This is a genomic window from Micromonospora sp. WMMD1128 (assembly GCF_027497235.1).
Taxonomy (GTDB): domain Bacteria; phylum Actinomycetota; class Actinomycetes; order Mycobacteriales; family Micromonosporaceae; genus Micromonospora.
This window is the reverse complement of record NZ_CP114902.1, coordinates 1,804,343-1,822,466: the sequence shown is the minus strand read 5'-3', so window position 1 is coordinate 1,822,466 and position 18,124 is coordinate 1,804,343. Positions and strand designations below refer to the sequence as shown.

Annotated in this window: 21 protein-coding genes and 1 pseudogene; 3 read left to right on the top strand and 19 right to left on the bottom strand. The window is 70.6% G+C overall.

Annotated elements, in window-relative coordinates; genetic code table 11:
* Window positions 1-4: 4 nt before the first annotated feature.
* From O7602_RS08735 to O7602_RS08725, 3 genes are all read right to left on the bottom strand, one after another.
* A complete protein-coding gene (locus O7602_RS08735) occupies window positions 5-457 on the bottom strand; it encodes a hypothetical protein (RefSeq protein WP_281587735.1) in 453 nt (150 codons plus the stop codon).
* Window positions 458-782: 325 nt separating this feature from the next.
* A complete protein-coding gene (locus tag O7602_RS08730; RefSeq protein ID WP_281590215.1) occupies window positions 783-983 on the bottom strand; it encodes a DUF397 domain-containing protein in 201 nt (66 codons plus the stop codon).
* Window positions 983-1,879: a helix-turn-helix transcriptional regulator gene (locus O7602_RS08725; protein WP_281587733.1), complete on the bottom strand. Its 897-nt coding sequence runs from the start codon at window positions 1,877-1,879 to the stop codon at window positions 983-985. Before O7602_RS08725 ends, O7602_RS08730 begins: the two co-directional genes overlap by 1 nt.
* 136 nt (window positions 1,880-2,015) lie before the next feature.
* On the opposite strand from O7602_RS08725, the gene O7602_RS08720 reads away from it, so the two are divergent.
* Window positions 2,016-2,348 (top strand): hypothetical protein, encoded by a 333-nt coding sequence (locus O7602_RS08720; protein WP_281587731.1) that lies wholly within the window; start codon window positions 2,016-2,018, stop codon window positions 2,346-2,348.
* A 42-nt stretch (window positions 2,349-2,390) separates the two neighbouring features.
* On the opposite strand, the pseudogene O7602_RS08715 reads toward O7602_RS08720, so the two are convergent.
* The 5 genes and pseudogenes from O7602_RS08715 to O7602_RS08695 form a co-directional block, all read right to left on the bottom strand.
* A pseudogene (locus O7602_RS08715) lies at window positions 2,391-2,498 on the bottom strand (nucleotidyltransferase family protein); the annotation flags it as partial.
* Window positions 2,499-2,516: 18 nt separating this feature from the next.
* Window positions 2,517-3,161, bottom strand: coding sequence for a class I SAM-dependent methyltransferase (locus O7602_RS08710; RefSeq protein WP_281587729.1), 645 nt, complete (start codon window positions 3,159-3,161; stop codon window positions 2,517-2,519).
* Window positions 3,158-4,279 carry a thiamine-phosphate kinase gene (thiL, locus tag O7602_RS08705; protein WP_281587727.1) on the bottom strand — a complete coding sequence of 374 codons (1,122 nt, stop codon included), beginning with the start codon at window positions 4,277-4,279 and terminating at the stop codon, window positions 3,158-3,160. The genes O7602_RS08710 and thiL overlap by 4 nt, the downstream gene beginning before the upstream one ends.
* Window positions 4,276-4,923, bottom strand: a complete 648-nt coding sequence (locus O7602_RS08700) for a (d)CMP kinase (protein WP_281587725.1) — start codon at window positions 4,921-4,923, stop codon at window positions 4,276-4,278. Before O7602_RS08700 ends, thiL begins: the two co-directional genes overlap by 4 nt.
* A gap of 65 nt (window positions 4,924-4,988) precedes the next feature.
* The gene (locus tag O7602_RS08695; protein ID WP_281587723.1) at window positions 4,989-5,687 is read right to left on the bottom strand and encodes a hypothetical protein; all 699 of its coding nucleotides are present in this window, start codon (window positions 5,685-5,687) and stop codon (window positions 4,989-4,991) included.
* Window positions 5,688-5,801: 114 nt separating this feature from the next.
* Between O7602_RS08695 and O7602_RS08690 the strand changes: the two genes are divergently transcribed.
* Entirely contained in the window at window positions 5,802-6,566 is a 765-nt protein-coding gene (locus O7602_RS08690; RefSeq protein ID WP_281587720.1) for a hypothetical protein, read from the top strand.
* Window positions 6,567-6,580: 14 nt separating this feature from the next.
* Here O7602_RS08690 and O7602_RS08685 read toward each other — a convergent pair whose 3' ends face one another.
* The 8 genes from O7602_RS08685 to O7602_RS08650 form a co-directional block, all read right to left on the bottom strand.
* Window positions 6,581-6,982, bottom strand: coding sequence for an HIT family protein (locus O7602_RS08685; RefSeq protein WP_281587719.1), 402 nt, complete (start codon window positions 6,980-6,982; stop codon window positions 6,581-6,583).
* A 497-nt stretch (window positions 6,983-7,479) separates the two neighbouring features.
* Window positions 7,480-8,073, bottom strand: a complete 594-nt coding sequence (locus O7602_RS08680; protein WP_281587717.1) for an NTP transferase domain-containing protein — start codon at window positions 8,071-8,073, stop codon at window positions 7,480-7,482.
* A gap of 143 nt (window positions 8,074-8,216) precedes the next feature.
* A complete protein-coding gene (locus O7602_RS08675; RefSeq protein ID WP_281590214.1) occupies window positions 8,217-9,932 on the bottom strand; it encodes a bifunctional 3'-5' exonuclease/DNA polymerase in 1,716 nt (571 codons plus the stop codon).
* Between the two features lie 141 nt (window positions 9,933-10,073).
* Complete coding sequence (locus tag O7602_RS08670; protein WP_348651329.1) at window positions 10,074-10,877, bottom strand: carbohydrate ABC transporter permease; 804 nt, start codon at window positions 10,875-10,877, stop codon at window positions 10,074-10,076.
* 166 nt (window positions 10,878-11,043) lie between these two features.
* Window positions 11,044-11,985: a sugar ABC transporter permease gene (locus tag O7602_RS08665; RefSeq protein WP_281587715.1), complete on the bottom strand. Its 942-nt coding sequence runs from the start codon at window positions 11,983-11,985 to the stop codon at window positions 11,044-11,046.
* A 22-nt stretch (window positions 11,986-12,007) separates the two neighbouring features.
* Window positions 12,008-13,420, bottom strand: a complete 1,413-nt coding sequence (gene ngcE / locus O7602_RS08660; protein ID WP_281587714.1) for an N-acetylglucosamine/diacetylchitobiose ABC transporter substrate-binding protein — start codon at window positions 13,418-13,420, stop codon at window positions 12,008-12,010.
* A gap of 24 nt (window positions 13,421-13,444) precedes the next feature.
* Window positions 13,445-14,194 carry an SIS domain-containing protein gene (locus O7602_RS08655; RefSeq protein ID WP_281587713.1) on the bottom strand — a complete coding sequence of 250 codons (750 nt, stop codon included), beginning with the start codon at window positions 14,192-14,194 and terminating at the stop codon, window positions 13,445-13,447.
* The gene (locus O7602_RS08650) at window positions 14,191-15,138 is read right to left on the bottom strand and encodes a MurR/RpiR family transcriptional regulator (RefSeq protein ID WP_281587712.1); all 948 of its coding nucleotides are present in this window, start codon (window positions 15,136-15,138) and stop codon (window positions 14,191-14,193) included. The genes O7602_RS08655 and O7602_RS08650 overlap by 4 nt, the downstream gene beginning before the upstream one ends.
* A gap of 158 nt (window positions 15,139-15,296) precedes the next feature.
* Here O7602_RS08650 and O7602_RS08645 point away from each other — a divergent pair, with 158 nt between their 5' ends.
* Window positions 15,297-16,286, top strand: coding sequence for a BadF/BadG/BcrA/BcrD ATPase family protein (locus O7602_RS08645; RefSeq protein ID WP_281587711.1), 990 nt, complete (start codon window positions 15,297-15,299; stop codon window positions 16,284-16,286).
* A gap of 663 nt (window positions 16,287-16,949) precedes the next feature.
* On the opposite strand, the gene O7602_RS08640 is transcribed toward O7602_RS08645, so the two are convergent.
* The 3 genes from O7602_RS08640 to O7602_RS08630 are packed head-to-tail and all read right to left on the bottom strand — an operon-like array spanning window position 16,950 to window position 18,061.
* A complete protein-coding gene (locus O7602_RS08640; protein WP_281587710.1) occupies window positions 16,950-17,381 on the bottom strand; it encodes an SRPBCC domain-containing protein in 432 nt (143 codons plus the stop codon).
* Window positions 17,374-17,694 (bottom strand): metalloregulator ArsR/SmtB family transcription factor, encoded by a 321-nt coding sequence (locus O7602_RS08635; RefSeq protein ID WP_281587709.1) that lies wholly within the window; start codon window positions 17,692-17,694, stop codon window positions 17,374-17,376. Before O7602_RS08635 ends, O7602_RS08640 begins: the two co-directional genes overlap by 8 nt.
* A complete protein-coding gene (locus O7602_RS08630; RefSeq protein ID WP_281587706.1) occupies window positions 17,687-18,061 on the bottom strand; it encodes a glyoxalase superfamily protein in 375 nt (124 codons plus the stop codon). The genes O7602_RS08635 and O7602_RS08630 overlap by 8 nt, the downstream gene beginning before the upstream one ends.
* Between the last annotated feature and the right edge of the window lie 63 nt (window positions 18,062-18,124).

The window sequence follows — 18,124 nt, the reverse complement described above, 5'->3', positions numbered from 1 at the left end:
CGGCTCACCTGTCGATGTCCACGTCACCGCCGACACCGTCGACCTGCCGTACCGGTCCCGCCGCCCACGACCGCGTCACCGACTGCCCGTCCCCGGCCGGTACGCCGCCGGCCCCCATCCCGGCGGCAGACGGCGGCGGCGCGGTCGGCGCGGACGGCGACCCGGTCGCCGGTGCGGACCCGCCGATACGCACGTCGCCGCGCACCCCACGGACCTGGGTCACCCCGCCACCGACGACACTGTCGTCCACCGACTGCCCGCCCGCCGCCCGCCGGGCACCGAACAGCCCGTACGCGGAGAGACCCACACCGGCAAGCGTGAGGAACAGCCCGAACACGCCGGACCACTTGTTCGCCCGGTCGAGGTCCTGGACGGCCAGAAACGCCCCCAGGCCGGCGCCCACCAGCCCGACGAGGACCACCGCCGCCCACCTGCGCGTCTGATCACCTGCTGCCATGGGGTCATTGTGGGCTGTCATGGCCAGCGGCGGGAGCCACCGCACCGCCCCGACACGGCGGCCAGCGTCAATGCATGTCGGATGCCAGACATCCCCCGGACCGTTGGCCTCGCCGCCCACCGCCCGGGGCAGCAGTCCGGCTGAACGCACGGAGTCCTCGGCCGGTCAGGAGGTGGCGGACACCTGCCCGGTGGCGGTTCGCCGTGCCGCCCGGCTGGCCCTCACCCCCGGCAGGTTGGGTACCTCCGTCGAGCTGGCGACCCGACCCGTCGTGGCCGCCCACACCGCCCGGCTGGCAGTTCTGGGTGCAGGAGTAAGGCCCGGCCTACCGGTCCGACGCGGCCTTGAGGCCGGTCAGGAAGCTGGCCCAGGATCGGCTGTCGAAGGCTAGCGTCGGGCCGGTGCGGTCCTTGGTGTCGCGGACGTCCACCGCGCCACCGGCGAACCGCACCTCGACGCAGGCCGCGTTGTCCGAGCTGCGGGAGGACTTGAACCACCCACCGCCGAGGGCGGGGCGAGCGACCATCACGTCATCTCCTTGGCGATCCGCCGGATCAGCACCAGCGACTCCGCCGAGCTTAGCGCCCGCTCCCGCGCCTCGGCGAAGGTGACGACGTAGTCCGCGACCCGGCTGGACTGGTCGATGATGTCGCTGGACGTGAGCACCTCCTGCCAGACAAGGTCAGGCAGTCGAGGCGACGGGAACGACAGGATCTGGAACGGGCCGCCGAGCGCGGGATGCGCTCCGGCGGCGAACGGCATTACCCGGACCTCGAACTGCTCGGCGCGCTCGGTCAACAGCCGGTCCAGGTGGTCGAGCTGGGACCGCATCACCTGCGCGCCGCCGACCTGCTGCCGCAGTGCACCTTCGGTGATCACAGCAGTCAGTCGTAGGGGGTGGTCACCGTCGAGCCGCCGCTGACGCGCCATCCGCACGGCGACCCGCCGGTCCATCTCGGTCAGCCGGACGTAGGTGTTGCCGCCACGGATGACCGCGCGGGCGTACTCCTCGGTCTGCAACAGGCCGTGCAACAGCTCGTTGTGGTAGCTGCGGACGTGCTCGGCACCCGCCTCGTAACCGAGGAAGCGGAGGAAATCAGCGGGGAAGAGCTGCGAGTACTGATGCCACCAAGCCCGCTCCATGGCCGCAACCCGCAACTCTTCCAACTCGGCGGCATCGGATGGATCAAGCTCGTATGCCTTGACGAGCTGGGCCAGCCGGTCGCGCGGCAACTTCACCCGCCCGGCTTCGACGCCCGAGATGTATGCCTGTGTGATGCCGCTGGCGCGACCCGCCCCGACCGCCGTCATTCCCACTTCCTCCCGGCGTTCACGCAGCCGCAGTCCAAGCTCCCACGCCTGCACGGTCGGCGACGCAAGCGGTGGCGTTGACCTACGCGACGTGCTCGCGGTCTTCGGCATCGTCTGAACTCCATCCGTCCACATCAGCAAACTTCCTGGACCATACTCGACAAACATGCCGGGCAATAGTCTCTTGATATAAATTTGTTCATCGACGATGCTGGCCCGAGAAGTTTCGAGAGCAAGAGGAGGCAACATGCGCAGTCAGGTCACGTGGATCGACCCGGAGCCGCCGGTGCGGCACGCGTTCTCGCTCTGTCGGGTGGTCGACGCCGGCACGGCCGACGAGTGGTACGACCTGCTCGGCGTCGTCCGGGTGCCGGTCGACCGACGCGCGCCGGACAAGCTGCGCGACCAGTTGCGGCCGTGGGCGCTCGCGACGCTGAAGGCCGGCGGGTACGGCTTCGGCCGCTACCTCGCCGACTACTCCACACTGGACGAGGAGGACGAGCCCGACAAGGCCATCTCGCACGAGGACATCAACTGGTCCGGCAGCGGCGTCCTGATCCCCGCCGACAAGTCGACCTGACCGGCTCGGCCCCGATGTACACCGCCGCGAGCCGCTGCCGATTCACGCGCCGATGCGTTGCTCGGGGACGGACAGGCCGTAGAGCGCCATCAGCTCCGGGCTGTCGATCCGGCTGTCGTCTGCGACCGCGTCGCAGGAGATGTCGACGATGCTGAGGCGGGGCTGGGCTCAGCCGCCCCCACCGGACGGCGGCCGTTCCGTCGTGGCGGTGAACCAGTCCTTCCGCGTGCTCTTGTCCAGGTGCACGACGCGCAGCCCGACCGCGCGGCAGGCATCGGCGAACTCTTCCGGCTCGTAGTAGCTGAACCAGCGGGGCGCGGGGAACTCCTCCGTGGTGCGCCATCCTTCCCGGCCTCCGTGCTTCATGCTGATCAGTGCCCGGCCACCGGGCCGCAGGGTGCGGTGGATGCCGGTGAGCGCAGCGGCGGTGTAGGGCTTGGGCAGGTGCAGCAGGACACCGCTGGCGATGATGCCGGCGAAACATGCCTGCCGGAACGGCAGGGCGATCGCGTCCCCACACACGGCGTGCGGCGTGGCGAGGCGTGTTGCCGTGGCGGTCAGCAGTTCGATGGTGACGTCCGCGAGGACGGCCGTCCTGCCGGTCGCGGTCGTCAGGTGTGCGTCCCGGCCCGCTCCACAGCCGAGATCCAGTACAGGCCCGTCCGGCAGCGTGACGAGGAACGCCTCCAGTTCCTGCTGTAGTCCGGGAAACCGGCTGTAGCTGGCGGTCATCGCGGTGTATTGCTCGGCCAGCGAGGCATAGGACTGGCGGATTCGAGCGGTTCCGGGCCAAGCCGTGGTGGTGACGGTCACGGTGCGGCGGTGGTGGGAGCGGTGACTCCGGCGACGAGGCCGCTGACGTCGGTCGTCTGATGCTTCCAGGCGACGCCCGGCAGGGCGTGGCGGTCGCCGCCGCGGCCGACGAAGGCCACCCCCGACTCGGGCGCGGTGGCGCGGCCGATGACGTCGAACGTCAGGCCGTTGCGGGCGAATGCGTCCCGGCAGGCGTCGAGCCGATCGGCGGGAACGGTGAAGGCCAGCTGAAAGTCCGCTGAGGCGCTCATCGCGAGGGTGACGTCGTCGGAGCCGATGAGTTTGGCGACCGCACTGACTGCCGGGTGAACGGCGATGTCGTCCTCGGTGACCTCGAAGCCGACCCGACTGGTGGCAGCGAGCTGCTCGATGGTGGCCTTGAGCCCGTCGGACGTGTCCTGGCAGGCGGTCGCGTAGCCACCGGTCGACAGCACCCGTCCTTCGGCCACTCGGGCGCGCGGCCGGCGCCAGCCATCCAGAAGGTCCTGTTCCAGGGCGTCGGCCAGGTGCCAACCGTTCGCGCTGCGCTTGGGGAAATAGGCGACCGCAGCGCCCAAGACCCCGCACGGGCCGGTGACACACAGATAGTCACCGGGTCGGGCACCACGACGGGTCAGGGCGGTGCCGGTGCGGCAGATGCCGATGGCCGAGGCGGACAGGACGATGCGCTCGGCGTTGCCGATGTCGCCGCCGACGTTCAAGGTGCCGAAGTCGGCGCACGCCTGGTTGATGCCCGCCATGATGTCGAGGAAGGCGTCGTCATCGAGGTCGTGGGGATAGCGGACGACGGTCAGGACGCCGATCGGTGCGGCACCCATCGCGGCGACGTCGCTGACGTTGGCGGCCACGACGTAGTAGCCGATGTCGAAGTTCGTCAACAGGCCCTGTTCGTAGAGGGCGAACTTGGGACCGCGGACGTAGTCCGATCCGACCACGAGGGTGACCGGGCCGTCGACCTCGTAGACCGCACAGTCGTCCCTTGCGTCGGCGCCCCCGGTCAGGGTGGCGTGCGGGCCGTGCCCGTCGCCGAGGACGGCGCCGGACTGACCGGCGAGGAATGCACCGACCAGCATTGCGACCCGGGTCGGTTCGTCGGAGTAGGTGGCTTCGGAATTCATCGGTGGTCTCCCAAATGATGAAGGACGGCCCTCACCGTGGCGGATGTCGACAGGAAGGTGGTGTCCAGGACGAGGCCGTGCGGCTGGCTGCTGACGTGTTCGCGGGTGGCGTCGTCGAGCCTGGTCGCCGGCCCGGCACTCACTGTGCGACCGGGCATCGCCCGGTATTGGAGGCGACGGCGTTGCCGCCGGATTGCCTCATTGGCAGTGAGAAACACGTGGCAATCAGCGTTCGTCATAACGGCCGTGGCGCAGTCACGCCCGACGACGATCATGCGCTCGTGCCTATCTATGATCATTCGATGGTGCGTGGTGATGTCGTGCCGCCATGCCGGGTCGGCGGATATGACGCGCAACTGATGTTCCACTTCTGGTGACCAAATGGCGTCGGTGATGTCTTCCCCGTGGTAAACGACAGCGGGCAGGGCGGGTCGCGCCCCTGGTGCCGCCACCTCATGACGCAGCAGCTCGAACAGGGGACTGCCGGGCGAGATCGGCTCCCGCAGCGCGGCATAGGCGACGGCGCGGTAGGTCAGCCCCGTGTCGAGCATGTGCATGCGCAGTCGAGATGCGAGTGCGTAGGCGAGGGTCGTCTTGCCACTGGCGCTAGGACCGTCCACAGAGATTGCCAAGCCGTGATGCATTCGAGAGAATCCCTCTGCCGGATGCGGGGGCGGCATCAACGTATGCCATAGGTGCCAACACGCGGCTACCCGCGTACGCCCGGTGCCGCCACACCGCCCACGAGCCGCTCCTGCCAGCCCTGCGTGGCGATCAGCGTCGCCCGGAGGAGGTCCTTGCGGATCACCACCGACCAGTCCCATTCCGGATCGGCCATGCCGAGCATGGCTCCGACCACCGAGCGGAGATACTGGCTGCGGACGCGACGCTGCGCGTCGAAGACGATGTGCGTGCTGCCGTCGCCGCAGTAGTAGTAGGGTCGGTCGGCCGCCGCGAACCGCTGCAACCCGGTGAAGTCGGGTAACTCGACACGTGTCAGCCCGTCACGTGCCATCAGGTTCGCCGCCCGGGCCGCGTCGATCGGAAGGAAATGCCAGTGGGCGTGGGTGATGCACGCCGAGGGCATCTCCGAAGAGGAGCCGTGCTCCAAGACGGCCATCTGCCCGAAGGTCGCGACGTAGAGCGGCCGGAGGACATTGACGATGGCGCGTGCACGCTCGGACTGCTCGGCGTCGAGATGCCCGAAGCTGAGATAGTGGTCCTCGGGCAGCAGCAGCAGGTGACCGACCGTCAGCGGAGACATGTCGGCGATGAGCCGGAAGCCCGGGACGGATGCGATCTGCCGGCTGGGCGGGTCACCCTCATAGGTCATCGTAAAGGTGCTGACGTCAGCGGAGCGCAGTTCGTCGCACAGTTCGGCACCGTTGCACCTTGACGTGACAGCCACGCCGACCTCCGTGCCGGAAGGTGAAGCGGACGCATCCACCGTAGCATTGATCGATGTCAGTTAGATATTTGTGATCAGTTCACCGGCTTGTTCATGCGTTCTACCGTTAGTCGCATGGGGCCACTCACGGCGAAGATCGTCGACCGTGCGATAATGCTTTCCGCGACGTGCGTCATGGTCGCGCAGCAGTATTCCGTACCATCCGCCCCGTTCTGGAACAGCATTCTCGGTGGCCGCCGCTACGTCATCGCCTTCCTGGTGGCCATCATCGCGACTTTCGGCGCCCTCACCCCAGCCCAGGTCTGGTCCGAGCGCTCCCAAATGGCTCGGCGCACCGCCGTACGCCATCAGATCCTCAACCACTTCGGCCGGCTGCTCGCCATCGCCGCGCGCATCGACCCGAAGCCACCGCCTTCCGACCTCGGCCTGCACGTGTGGCGAATCGCCTGGGCGGTGCGGCACCCTCGTCGCCGGCTGGTTCGCATCGCCACCTATCGGCTGGGAAGCACTCCCGCCACCCGCGCCTTCGAACCCGGTCGCGGTGCCGGCGTCGTCGGACTCTGCTGGAAGCGTAACGAGGAGGTGGCCGTCGACGTCGAGTTGCTCGCGGCCAAGCTCACCACAGCGGCCGAATATGACGCCTACGTCGACTCCGAGGGCGCCGACGCCGTCATGAACCTCTCCTGGTCGGAGTTCCAGCGAGTACGCCACCGCGGTGCCGTCTTCGCCAGCCCCATCCGCAACGGACGGGGCGAGTTCATCGGCTGCGTCAGCGTGGACGCCACGTCCGGCTTCGGCACCCTCGCCGACGACGAACTCTGGCACGAGGTCAATTCGTTGTGCATGCTGCTGGGAGACGACGGCATCCTGCACGTCTGACGGATTGAGAGCGGTCAGCTCAGCACCCGATGGCGCTCGTTCATCGCCTGGTCCGTAGCCGCCTGCCAGGTGCCCGGATCACAGTTGGGCAGGATCTGCCGTATGCCGCCGGCTGGGTCCTCGACGTCACCGAATCGGCGGGGTATGAGGTGAATGTGCAGGTGGTCGACGCTGCGCCCCGCCGCGCGGCCCTCATTGACACCGATGGTCCATCCCTCCGGCCGTAACCGTTGGGACAGTTCGTCGCGCACCGCCAAGATCAGCGCGAAGGCATCACGGAGTTCCTCGGCAGTCAGATCGAAGAACGACTCCACGTGGCGTTTCGGGACGATCTCGGTGTGCCCCTCCGAGGCCGGAAAATTGTCCAGTCGGGCAAAGCAGGTCGCGTTCCGGTGCGAGATCCGGTTCAGGCGCACGTCATCCTGCCGACAGAACAGACAGTCTGGGGACAAGTCTTCGGAAAGGGTCCCCTCAGTGCCTTCTGGTCCCACACAGCCCTCCACCGCCGACCACTGTGCGCCACCGCAGGCGCAGGGCGCGCGTGACGTCTGCTGGCGACATACTACAAGGCGCGCCTCAGCATCTGGGTCATCCGCACAGCATGCCCCGGACCTGGGATTGTTCAGTGACCACTGCGGACGGTGTCGGGTCGACGGTCGAATCGTAACGATGGGCACGCCCGGTCAAGATCAATGTGGCTGAGGGGGATGTGTCGCCCGACGCACTGGAGCCGCGTCGCAACATCGCCAGGCTTCTGCTCACCGAGGGCAGCGTCGAACCAGCCCTGGACGAACTCGTCCCGATGCACGAGGACCTAGCGCTGGCGTACGGGCCGGACCACAAGGAAACCCGGGAGATCGCCGAGGTCCTGGACCGGATACGGCGATCGGTGGGTTCGCTTCGCCCTGCCGATTCACGCGCCGATGCGCTGCTCGGGCACCGACAGGCCGTAGAGCGCCATCAACTCCGGACTGTCGATCCGGCTGCCGTCGGCCACCGAGTCGCAGGAGATGTCGACGATCTGCTCCTTGTGCGCCAGCAGGTAGGGCCGGGCGCCGACGTCGGCGCTCGCCAGCGTGGCGATGCCGGGCCAGTGCCGGCGGCCGAAGAGCATCGGATAGTTGCGCAACCCCTCGTAGGTGGCGCAGACGAGCGCATCCGGATACGGCAGCGCGGCCACCCGGCGTACCGCCGCCGCGGTGAGCCCGGGCATGTCCACCGGCACCACGACGACCGCCTCGATGCCGTCGTCGGTGAGCGCGGCCAGCCCGGCCCGGATCGAGGAGCCCACCCCGGTCCCCCAGGCCCGGTTGACCACGACTGTGGCGCCGGTCAGGTCGGTGGTCCGCCGCACCTGCTCGGCCGCCGCGCCCAGCACGACCACGACCTGCGCGCAGCCCGCGTCGGCCATCGTGTCGATCATCCGGCTCACCAGCGGCTTCTCGCCCAGGTGCAGCAGCGCCTCGGGTCCGCCGATGCGGCGGCCCCCACCAGCGGCGATGATCATTGCAGCGATCCGGTTCAGCGGTGCCCCCTCGACCAGGGGGACGGACCGGGCACAGCAGCGCCCGGTCCGTCCCGTCGTACGCACACCGGGCCCAACGAGCGCGCTCGCGGCCGGGTAGCGGGGCAAAACGGAAAATTGTGTGACTATGCCGCATCCGCGTAGCAGTCCACCGTGGACAGGTCGAGCGGGAAGCGGACCGGGGTGTCGCCGAACAACAGCGTGGTGGCCCGCTCCCCGGCTGCGGTGACCGCCTCGGCGACCGCGCCGGCCTGGTCGGCCGGGCAGTGCACCACCACCTCGTCGTGCTGGAAGAAGACCAACTCGGCCGCGGTGCCGGCCAACGCCGTGCGGAGCGTGGCCAGCAGCGTCGAGGCCCACTCCGCGGCGGTGGCCTGGATGACGAAGTTACGGGTGAACCGCCCCCGCGAGCGGGCCGCACGCGCCGACGGGCCACGCGGATCCGCCTCGCCGTCCTGCACCACCTCGTCCGCGTCGGCGAACCCGACCGCGCCCGGCGGGCAGGTGCGGCCCAGCCACGACCGGACCAGCCCACCCGCCTCACCGGTGCGCGCCGCCGCCTCGACGTAGCCGAACGCGGTCGGATAGCTCCTGCGCAGCACCGCCAGCGCCGGCACCGCCGCGCCGCCGGTCTGCCCGTACATCGCGCCGAGCAATGCCACCTTGGCCCGGGTCCGGTCACCGGCGAACGCGTCCCGGGCCAGCGCCGCGTACAGATCACCGGCGCCACCGGCGGCGGCCAGCCGCTGGTCGCCGGAGACCGCCGCCAGCACCCGCGGTTCGAGCTGGCCGGCGTCGGCCACCACGAACGTCCAGCCCGGATCGGCCACCACCGCCCGCCGGATCACCTTCGGGATCTGCAACGCCCCGCCGCCCCGGGTCGCCCACCGGCCGGAGACCACGCCGCCGGGCACGTACTCCGGACGGAACCGGCCGCCGGACACCCAGGCGTCGCGCCAGGCCCAGCCGTGCGCCGTCCAGATCCGGTAGAGCTCCTTGTATTCCAGGACCAGCGGCACCGCCGGATGTTCCACCCCGCGCAGCACCCACGCCCGGGTGTTCGGCAGCTCCACCCCCGCCCGGGCGAACGCCCGCAACAGCTCCGCGGGCGAGTCGGCGTGCAGATGGCGTACGCCGAACGCGGCGGCGATCCGCGCCTGGAGGTCGGCCAGCCGGCGGGGTGGGCCGCCCACCGGGGACGCCTCGCCGAGCAGCTCGGCCAGGATCGCGTCGTGCACGTCGACGCGCCACGGCAGGCCGGCCGCGCCCATCTCGGTGCCGACCAGGACACCTGCCGACTCGGCGGCCACCAGCAGCCGGAACCGGCCGGGGTGGGTGGTCGCCGCGACCCGGGCGAGCTGGTCCGCGTACACCCGGGTCAATGCCGTGAGGCCGGGGCCCGGCGGGCCGGACGGTGGGTCGAAGAGCGCGCCCTGGCCGTGGCCGGGCGGCTCCGGCGGGCGGGGCGCCGGGTCCGGTGGGACCGGCGCCCCGGTCAGCCGGGCCCAGGCGGCGGGCAGCGCGCGCGGCTCTCCCCAACGGCCCGCGTGCCCGAGCAGCAACGCCTCGGTCAGCTCGACGTCGTGGCAGCGGTCGAGCCGGATCCCGGCGCGCAGCAACGCCGGGTAGACGCTCCCGCCGGTGGCCCACACCCAGCGGGGCCGCTCGGCCGCCTCGCGGGCACCGACGGCGGCGGCCAGGTCGGCCACCTCCTCGGCCGGGCCGGCCGGGCGGCCGTCGACGTCGAGCGGTTGCAGCGTCCCGCCGCCCCGCTCCCCCGCCACCACCGCCACCACCGCCACCACCCGCACAAACGCGATTCTGCCTCCCCCCACCGACAGGGTGAGGGTGTAAGGCGGGGGCCCCGCTTAACGTTTTCTGCATAGGCGGGGGCCCCGCTTAACACCAGGTGTTAAGCGGGGCCCCCGCCTAACGCGCGACGCGGCCCGGCCCGGGCCGGCCCGACCGCGTGGCGCGTGCGGTTACTTGCTGACGCCTGCGGTGAGGCCGGACTGGACCTGGCGCTGGAAGACGATGTACACGATCAGCACCGGCAGCATCGCCATGGTGACCCCGGCGAACAATCCGGACCAGTCGGACTTGTAGCCCTGGTTGACCGACAGCTCGATCAGCCCCTGCGCGATGACCTGGTGCTTCGGCTCGCCGGCGACGGACTGCATGAGCAGGGTCGGCAGGTACCACTGGTTCCACTGGCCGAGCACGTTGAAGATGCCGATGCTGATCAGGCCGGGCTTGGCCATCGGCAGCATCACGCTGAAGAACGTGCGCGTGTGCGAGGCCCCGTCGACCGAGGCCGCCTCCGCGATCGACTCGGGCAGCGTCCGGAAGAACGAGTGCATGAAGAAGATCGTGAACGACAGCGACCAGGCCACGTAGACCAGGATCAGCATGAGGTGCTTGTTCGGGCCGAGCAGCGGGAAGCTGACCCCGGTGTTGTAGACGCCCTTGAACAGCGGCACCGCGGCCAGGTAGATCGGCAGTGTCAGCCCGGACAGGAACATGTAGTAGATCAGCCGGTTGCCGCGGAACTCGAACCGCGCCAGCGCGTACGCGGCCATCGAGCCGAGCAGCATGGTCAGCGTGACGCTGCCGGCCAGCACCAGGAGGGTGTTCAGGAAGAACGAGCCGAGGTGCCCCTCGGTCCAGGCCCGGCCGAAGTTCTCCCAGTGCAGCTTGTCCGGGATCAGGGAGAGCGGCTCGCGGATGACCTCCGAGTCGTCCTTCAGCGCGGACATCACCACCCACAGCAGCGGGTAGATGACCATCACGGCCCAGACCACCAGGAACACGTGGGAGAAGCCGTTGAAGATCCGGGAGCCGACCCCGGCGCGGTGCCGCTCCTCCCGGCGTACGGGGGCGCCGCCCGATCCGGTGGTGGCCTGGCCGGCCCGGTCGAGACCGTGTGTTGCCGTGCTCATCGCCGCGCCTCCTTCAGTACTCGATACGGTCACGACGGGTGATCCTCAGCTGCACCGCGGCGAGCAGGATCGTGAAGATGGCGAGCGCGACACCCATCGCGCAGGCGTAGCCGAACTGGCCCTTCTGGAACGCGGTGAAGTTGAGCACCGACGCGAAGATCTCGCTGGCGTGGTTCGGCCCGCCCTGGCTCGGCGTCATGACGAAGACCAGGGCGTACATGTCCAGCGCGATGAAGCCGAGGTAGACCCAGGCCACCGAGATGCTGTCCCGCAGCAGCGGCAGGGTCACCCGGAAGAAGGTGTGGAACCGGCCCGCGCCGTCGAGGATCGCGGCCTCGTAGATGTCCTTCGGGATCGACTGCATGGCGGCGGAGAAGAGCACCATGTAGAAGCCGGCGCCGCTCCACACCGCGATGAGCAGCAGCCACCACAGCACCGCCGGCACGCCGAGGAACGGCTCCGGGTCGGCGGTGAAGGCGATCGGGTTGTCCGCGTCCACCAGGCCGGCTTTGATCAGCAGGCCGTTGATCAGGCCCTGCCCGTCGGTGCGGTAGATCTGCTGCCACATGACGGCGATGACCACCAGCGACAGCACCTGCGGGAAGAAGAAGACCACCTTGTAGACCGCGGAGCCGAACACCCCGCGGATGCCGGCCCTGTCCTCGCGTCCGCCCACGTTGAGCAGGAACGCGAGGAACAGGGCCAGCGCGATCGTGAACAGCGGCACGGTGACCAGGAAGAACACGTTGTGCCAGAACGCCTTCCGGATCAGCTCGTCGGAGAACAGCCGGACGTAGTTGTCCAGCCCGACGAAGCGCTGGGAATCCGAGTACCCACCCCAGTCGGTGAGCGAGTAGCCCGCCGCCTGGGCGAACGGCCACACCACGTAGAACAGGTACAGCGCGACGGGCAGGGCCAGGAAGCCCGTGACGAAACGCGCGACTCCGTGCCGCATTGAACTCACTTCCTCGACAGCGTCAGGCGGTGCGGGTCTGCTTCTTGATCGACGAGTCCTTGGCGACCTTGTCGGCGGCCGTCTGCATCTTGTCGACGAACTGCTGCGCGGTGAGCCGGCCCGCCATCAGCTCCTCGGAGAGGTTCTGGCTCTCCTTGTCCAGGTCGGCGTAGAAGTCCGGGAACTTCACCGAGATGAGATCCCCGCTGCCGCCCTTGACGAGGGCGTTCGCGCTGGCCAGCGCGCTGTCCTGGACGTTGTCGCCGGAGCCCTTCGTGGATGCCAGCGACTTGGTCAGCTCGGCGAACTTCGCCGACCCGGTCTTGGACAGGATGGCCCGCAGGAACTCCTTCGCGGCCTCCTTGTTCGGTGCCTTGCTGGGCACCACGAAGCCCTCGCCGGAGGAGGCGAAGACGTCCTTGGCGGCCTTGTCGCCGGGCTTGCTCCAGTAGTCGGAGATGGTCAGCTCGAAGCCCGGCGGGATGGTCGACGCCATCTCGTTCTTCAGCCACGTGCCGACCTGGATGAACGCCGCCTTGCCGTCCAGCCACGCCTGCTGCGACTGGGTGTGGTCGAGCTTGCCCGGCAGCAGCAGCTTGTCCTTGACCAGCTTCTCCCACGGCTCCAGCGCGGCGACGATGCCGTCGGCCTTCCAGGCGCCGTCCTTGAGGTTGTCGATGTCGACGACGGCCTGCTTGCCGACCGCCTTCCAGATGCTGGCGAACAGCGCCCAGCGCGGGTAGTAGCCGTGCGCCGCGTCGTGCACGTACGGCGCCATGCCCTTGGCCTTGATCTTCGGCGCCAGGGCGAAGAACTCGTCCCAGGTGGTCGGCGGCGTCCACCCCTCCTTCTTGAACAGGGCGGCGTTGTACCAGTTGCCCCAGACCGTGTAGGCGACGTTCACCACGTAGAACTTGCCGTTCTGGGTGCCGTCGGCGACGGTGCCGGGCAGCAGCGAGTCGCCGACCGTGCCCTCGCCGTCCCAGGCGGGCGCGGTGAGCAGGTCGTCGAGCGGCTCGATGGCGCCCTCGTTGATCAGGGTGCTGCGGTCCATCATGTCGGCGCCCGAGTTCATCACCAGGTCGCTCGGCTGGGTCGCCATCTTGGGCTGCTCTTCGGTCTTGATCTTCTGGGTGGAAGACATGTTGACCGTGACGTTCGGGTGCTTGGCGTTGAAGACGACCTTGTCCTCCTTCGCCCACTGGTCGCCCAGGCCGCCGTTGAACACGACCACCTTGACGGCGCTGCCGTCCTTGACACCGAACGGGTTGTCGTCGCTCTTGGCCGCGCCGCCGCCGCTGTCGGACTTGCTCGGCTCGCTGCCGGCGCAGGCGCTGAGCAGACCGGCCGCCGGGATGGCCATCAGGCCGGCCGCGCCGGCGCGCTGGAGCAGCGTCCGACGGCTGAGGTCGGACTTCTCGGGGGTAACCGACATCTTGTCTCTCCTTGTGGTGTCGGGTCAGGCGGTCCGCCGGAGACGCCCGGCGTACCGCGACTCGAGGGCGAGGTTGTGCTCGTCCCCACCGGGGACGTTGGCGGAGAGGTAGATAGGGGGCACCTCTCCGGCCTGGTGGAACCGTCGTACGACCTCGGCGGTCAGCAGCTGCGCCAGCAGCGCCGCGGTGACCGAGGAGACCGCACAGACCGCGCCGCCGCCCTCGAGCGGCAGCAGTGCGTCACCGTACGGCGCGCCGTTGTCCAGCACGACGTCGGCGAGGTCGACGAGCCGGTGCCCGGAGGGGTGCCGAGGGGCGACCCGGGCCGTGTGCTCGACCGACGTGACCGCGATCAGGGGGTGGCCGCCCCGCTTGACGAGCGTCGCCAACTCGACCACCGAGCCGTTGATGCCGGATTGCGAGGCGACGACGAACACGTCCTCCGGTTGCGGCGCCGCCAGGGCGAGGAGATCATGCGCCACCGCCGGGTCGCGTTCCAGCTTGGGGTCGGCGAGCACGTCGCGGGGCGCGTCGCCGTGCAGCACGAGGTCGTGCAGGGAGAGTCGGTTGGCGGGGACCAGGCCGCCGGCCCGGGCGACCAGCTCGGCGGCGAACGCCTCCGAGTGGCCGGCGCCGAACGCCTGGAGCACGCCACCGGCGCGCAGGCCGCCGGCGATCAGGTCCGCCGCCCGGTGCACCGCCGTCGCCTGGCTGTCCACCAGCCGGTCGAGGACCGGGCGGACGGCGTCCGCGTACCCCTGGGCACTGATCATGAGAGGGCCCCCTTCGCGGCCTTGTGCCCGTCCACGGCCTGGGCGGTACGCCGGAAGGCCGCGTGGGCGCGGTCGTGGGTGCGCTGCGCCACCGCGATGTAGAGCAGGTCGAGTACGACGAGCTGGGGATGCCGGGCGGAGAGCGCATCCGGCCGGAAGGTGGTGGCCTGGCTGGCGGTGACCAGGACGATGTCGGCCAGCTCGGCGAGCGGCGAACGGGGGAAGCCGGTCAACGCGACGGTGGTGGCCCCGCGGCTGCCCGCCTCGGCGAGCAGCTCGATGGTCTCCCGGGTCTGACCGGTGTGTGAGATGCCGAGCGCGACGTCGCCGGCGCTCAGCAGCGCGGCGCTGGCCAGGCCCTCGTGCACGTCGCTCCACGCCCAGGCGGCCACCCCGATGCGGTGCAGGCTGAACTGCATCTCCTCGCCGACCAGGGCGCTGCCGCTGGCGCCGAAGATGTTCACCCGGTTCGCCCCGGCGATGGCGACCGCGGCGCGTTCCACCTCGGCCAGGTCGAGCAGCGCGGCGGTGTCGTGCATGGCCCGGGTGTCCGCGGCCATGATCTGGTCGAGCACCCGGGAGAGCGGGTCGCCCGGTTGGATCTCGCGGCCGATGTCGACGGTCCAGCCGGCGGAGCGGGCCCGGCCGGTTTCGGCGGCGATGCCGAGGCGCAGGTCGGCGTACCCCTCGAAGCCCATCGCCCGGCAGAACCGGGTGATGGTCGCCGGCGAGGTGCCGCTGCGCTCGGCCAGCTCGACGATCGTCGCGCGCGCCGCTGCCTCCGGGTCGCTGAGCACGTGCTCAGCGACCCGGCGCAGGGCTCCCGTCAGCTCCGCCGCGCCGGCCCGGACCCTGGCCAGCACCCCGTCGACGCCCCGCCGGTCGGCCGGAGCGGCGTCGACCACCGCGGTTCCCGCGGAAGTCTCGACCTCGTGCTCGGCCATCGGCGGAAGCCTTTCGGAAAGGAGTGTTAACTGTTAGTGGTAAAAGTTCTTACTGAAGGCCCCTCCGTGTCAAGGCTGTGGGCGAAGTTTTCAAACTGTTACCTGCCGCCCGGCCGCGATCTTGCGCCGGGCGGACCGGCCCCACCAGCATGGAGACCATGTCGGACACCGTCGTGGTCGGCCTCGACGTCGGGGGTACGTCCACCCGCGCCACCGCCCTGAGCCTCGACGGCGTACGCCTGGGCACCGGCCGCGCGGGCGGCGGCAACCCGACCAGTCACGGCGCCGAGCCGGCCGCCGCCGAGCTGCTCTCCGCCCTGCGCGCGGCGCTCACCGACATCGACCCGACCCGGGTACGCGCCGGCGTGATCGGCCTCGCCGGCGCCGGCCGCCTCCTCGCCGACCCGACCGGCCGCGCCGCCTTCGACCGGGCGTGGACCGACGCGGGGCTGCGGTGCCCGTACACGGTGCACGGCGACGCCCTGGTCGCCTACGCCTCCGGCACCGCCGCCCCGGACGGCACGGTGCTCATCGCCGGCACCGGCGCGATCGCCGCCCAGGTGCGCGGGCTGCGCCTGGACCGCACCGCGGACGGTCACGGCTGGCTGCTCGGCGACGCGGGCTCCGGGTTCTGGCTCGGTCGGGAGGCGGTCCGCCGGCTGCTGACCGACCTGGACCGCGCCGACCCGCCGGGCGAACTCGCCCGCCGCGTCCTGACGGAGCTGACCGGCAGCAGCGAGGTGGCCGCCCGACCCAGGGCCACAGTCGACGCCGTGGTGCAGGCGGTGACCCGACGCCCACCGGTGGAGCTGGCCCGACTCGCGCCGCTTGTCGTCTCGGCGGCCCGCGAGGGTGAGCCGACCGGCAGCGCCCTGATCGCGGAGGCCGCCGAGCTGCTGGCGGAGAGCGTCTCCCGGATCCGCCCCGCCGGTGCGTCCGACCCCGTGGTGCTCGGCGGTGGCCTGCTCACCGGCGATACCCCGCTCGCCGCCGCGGTCCGCGCCGAACTGTCCCGCCGCTGGCCGGGAGCACCGCTGCACGGCGCTGGGGACGGCGCCGCCGCCGCGGCCTGGCTCGCCGCCCGCGACCTACCCGAGGTGTCCGACCCGGCCGTGCTGCACGCCCGGCTCGTCCCGCCGCCGGCGTGACCCGCACCCCGCCCGCCCCCCGCACGCCCCTCCCCCCGGCACCCTGCCCGTCCCCGCACGCCCCCCGGGCACCCCGCACGCCCTCTGCGGGTGGCGCGGACGGATGGTGCCTGCCACGCCCTCCTGGAGCCGAAGCAACCACTGCTCACCACCATCGAAAGCGATGGCCGGTGGAGCGAGTCGTTCCTGCTCCCAGCGCGGCGAGGCACCCGTGAGTGACTCCCGGCCGCCTCGCCGAGCGCCAGGGCGGGACCGCCCTCGGGTGCCTAGAAACTTGATGACATAGATGGCTCACCGACGGCCGGTTGCCTTGAATCGTCCGCGTCATCAAGTTTCTAGCCGCCGATCGGCCACCTCCTCCGCCGACGGCGACATTCTCCGCCGACGGCCACCTCCTCCGCCGACGGCCACGCCGGGGCGGGCACCGCCGTCCTTCAGCCGGCACCAGGCGCGGGGTCGCTGCGGTCGGCACCGTGGCGCCGGGACGGCAGAACCTGGCCCGCCGACCCGTTCGGCGCGCCAGGCGGCGGCGGACCACGACCACCAACCACGACCAAGAACCACGACCAAGAACCACGACCAAGAACCACGGCCACGGACCACGACCACGGACCACGACCACGGACGACCGCGGCCACCGGCCACCGGCCGGGCCGGGACGGCTCAGGGCAGGGCGGCCAGCGTGTCGGCGAGACGGGTCCAGACCGTGGTGCGCCAGCCGCCGTCCAGCAGCGTGAACGTCCGCCGCTGGAGCGGGTCGTCCGGGTCGAAGCCGGCGTGTTCCAGGAACAGGCGGGTGCCCCGGCCCTCCGGTGCCAGGGTCCAGGTGACCACCGTGTCGAGCGGGCCGCCGCGCCAGGCCCACCGCATCCGGTGTGGCTCGTCGAGTTCCAGCACCTCGCAGTGGACCGTGCCGTCGAAACCCTGCCCGGGGCGCGGGACGGTCCGCAGGGTGAACCGGTGCCCCCGGGCCGGCCGGAAGTCGTTCGGCATGAGCCAGCGGGCGATCAGATCAGAATCGGTCAGCGCGCGCCAGACCTTGGCCGGCGGATGGGGCAGGAACTGGTCCACCGCGATGCGGGTCGGCTCAGCCATCCGGCATCCCGTCCAACACCTCGCGCAGGCCCGCCAGGCGGGACCGCCAGAACCGCTCGTACGGGGTGAGCCAGTCGGCCACCTCGCGCAGCGGCTCGGGGCGCAGCGCGTAGAAGCGCTGCCGGCCGACCGGCTGCTCGGTGACCAGCCCGGCCTCCTTGAGCACCCGCAGGTGCTCGGACAGGCTGGGGCGGCGCATGTCGAAGCGGTCGGCGAGGCGCTGCACCGGCTGCTCCCCCTCCTCGCGGAGCAGCCGCAGCAGTTCCCGCCGGGTGGGGTTGGCGAGGGCCGCGAACACGTCCGACTCAGACACGGGTCTCCTGGAGCACGATGCCGTTGCCCTCCGGGTCGGCGAACGTGACGTAGCGGCCCCAGGGCGCGACCTGGACGCCGTCCTCGGCGAACGTCAGGCCCCGCTCGCCCAGCCGGGTGACGTCGGCGTCGAGGTCGTCGGTCTCCAGCACCAGGCCGCGCAGGGAACCGGGCGGCATGCTGTCGAACCAGGTGACGAGCGTCAGCGTGGTCGCGGCACCCTTCGGGGCCACCTGGACCCAGCGGCCACCGGGCCCCATCGGGTTGTCCCGGACCAGGTCGAGGCCGAGGACGTCGACGTAGAAGTCGCGGGCCCGGTCCTGGTCGCGGACGGGCACGGAAACGATCTGCACACGGGTGACGGACATGACCGCCAGCATAGGTAGGAGATCTCCTACCAGTCAAGCGACTCTGTTATCCATATCGGTCGT

Coding starts and splice junctions, on each gene's coding strand:
- O7602_RS08735 (WP_281587735.1), bottom strand. CDS start 457: ATGGCAGCAGGTGATCAGACGCGCAGGTGGGCGGCGGTGGTCCTCGTC.
- O7602_RS08730 (WP_281590215.1), bottom strand. CDS start 983: ATGGTCGCTCGCCCCGCCCTCGGCGGTGGGTGGTTCAAGTCCTCCCGC.
- O7602_RS08725 (WP_281587733.1), bottom strand. CDS start 1,879: ATGCCGAAGACCGCGAGCACGTCGCGTAGGTCAACGCCACCGCTTGCG.
- O7602_RS08720 (WP_281587731.1), top strand. CDS start 2,016: ATGCGCAGTCAGGTCACGTGGATCGACCCGGAGCCGCCGGTGCGGCAC.
- thiL (WP_281587727.1), bottom strand. CDS start 4,279: ATGAATTCCGAAGCCACCTACTCCGACGAACCGACCCGGGTCGCAATG.
- O7602_RS08700 (WP_281587725.1), bottom strand. CDS start 4,923: ATGCATCACGGCTTGGCAATCTCTGTGGACGGTCCTAGCGCCAGTGGC.
- O7602_RS08690 (WP_281587720.1), top strand. CDS start 5,802: ATGGGGCCACTCACGGCGAAGATCGTCGACCGTGCGATAATGCTTTCC.
- O7602_RS08680 (WP_281587717.1), bottom strand. CDS start 8,073: ATGATCATCGCCGCTGGTGGGGGCCGCCGCATCGGCGGACCCGAGGCG.
- O7602_RS08670 (WP_348651329.1), bottom strand. CDS start 10,877: ATGGTCATCTACCCGCTGCTGTGGGTGGTGATGTCCGCGCTGAAGGAC.
- O7602_RS08665 (WP_281587715.1), bottom strand. CDS start 11,985: ATGCGGCACGGAGTCGCGCGTTTCGTCACGGGCTTCCTGGCCCTGCCC.
- ngcE (WP_281587714.1), bottom strand. CDS start 13,420: ATGTCGGTTACCCCCGAGAAGTCCGACCTCAGCCGTCGGACGCTGCTC.
- O7602_RS08655 (WP_281587713.1), bottom strand. CDS start 14,194: ATGATCAGTGCCCAGGGGTACGCGGACGCCGTCCGCCCGGTCCTCGAC.
- O7602_RS08650 (WP_281587712.1), bottom strand. CDS start 15,138: ATGGCCGAGCACGAGGTCGAGACTTCCGCGGGAACCGCGGTGGTCGAC.
- O7602_RS08645 (WP_281587711.1), top strand. CDS start 15,297: ATGTCGGACACCGTCGTGGTCGGCCTCGACGTCGGGGGTACGTCCACC.
- O7602_RS08640 (WP_281587710.1), bottom strand. CDS start 17,381: ATGGCTGAGCCGACCCGCATCGCGGTGGACCAGTTCCTGCCCCATCCG.
- O7602_RS08630 (WP_281587706.1), bottom strand. CDS start 18,061: ATGTCCGTCACCCGTGTGCAGATCGTTTCCGTGCCCGTCCGCGACCAG.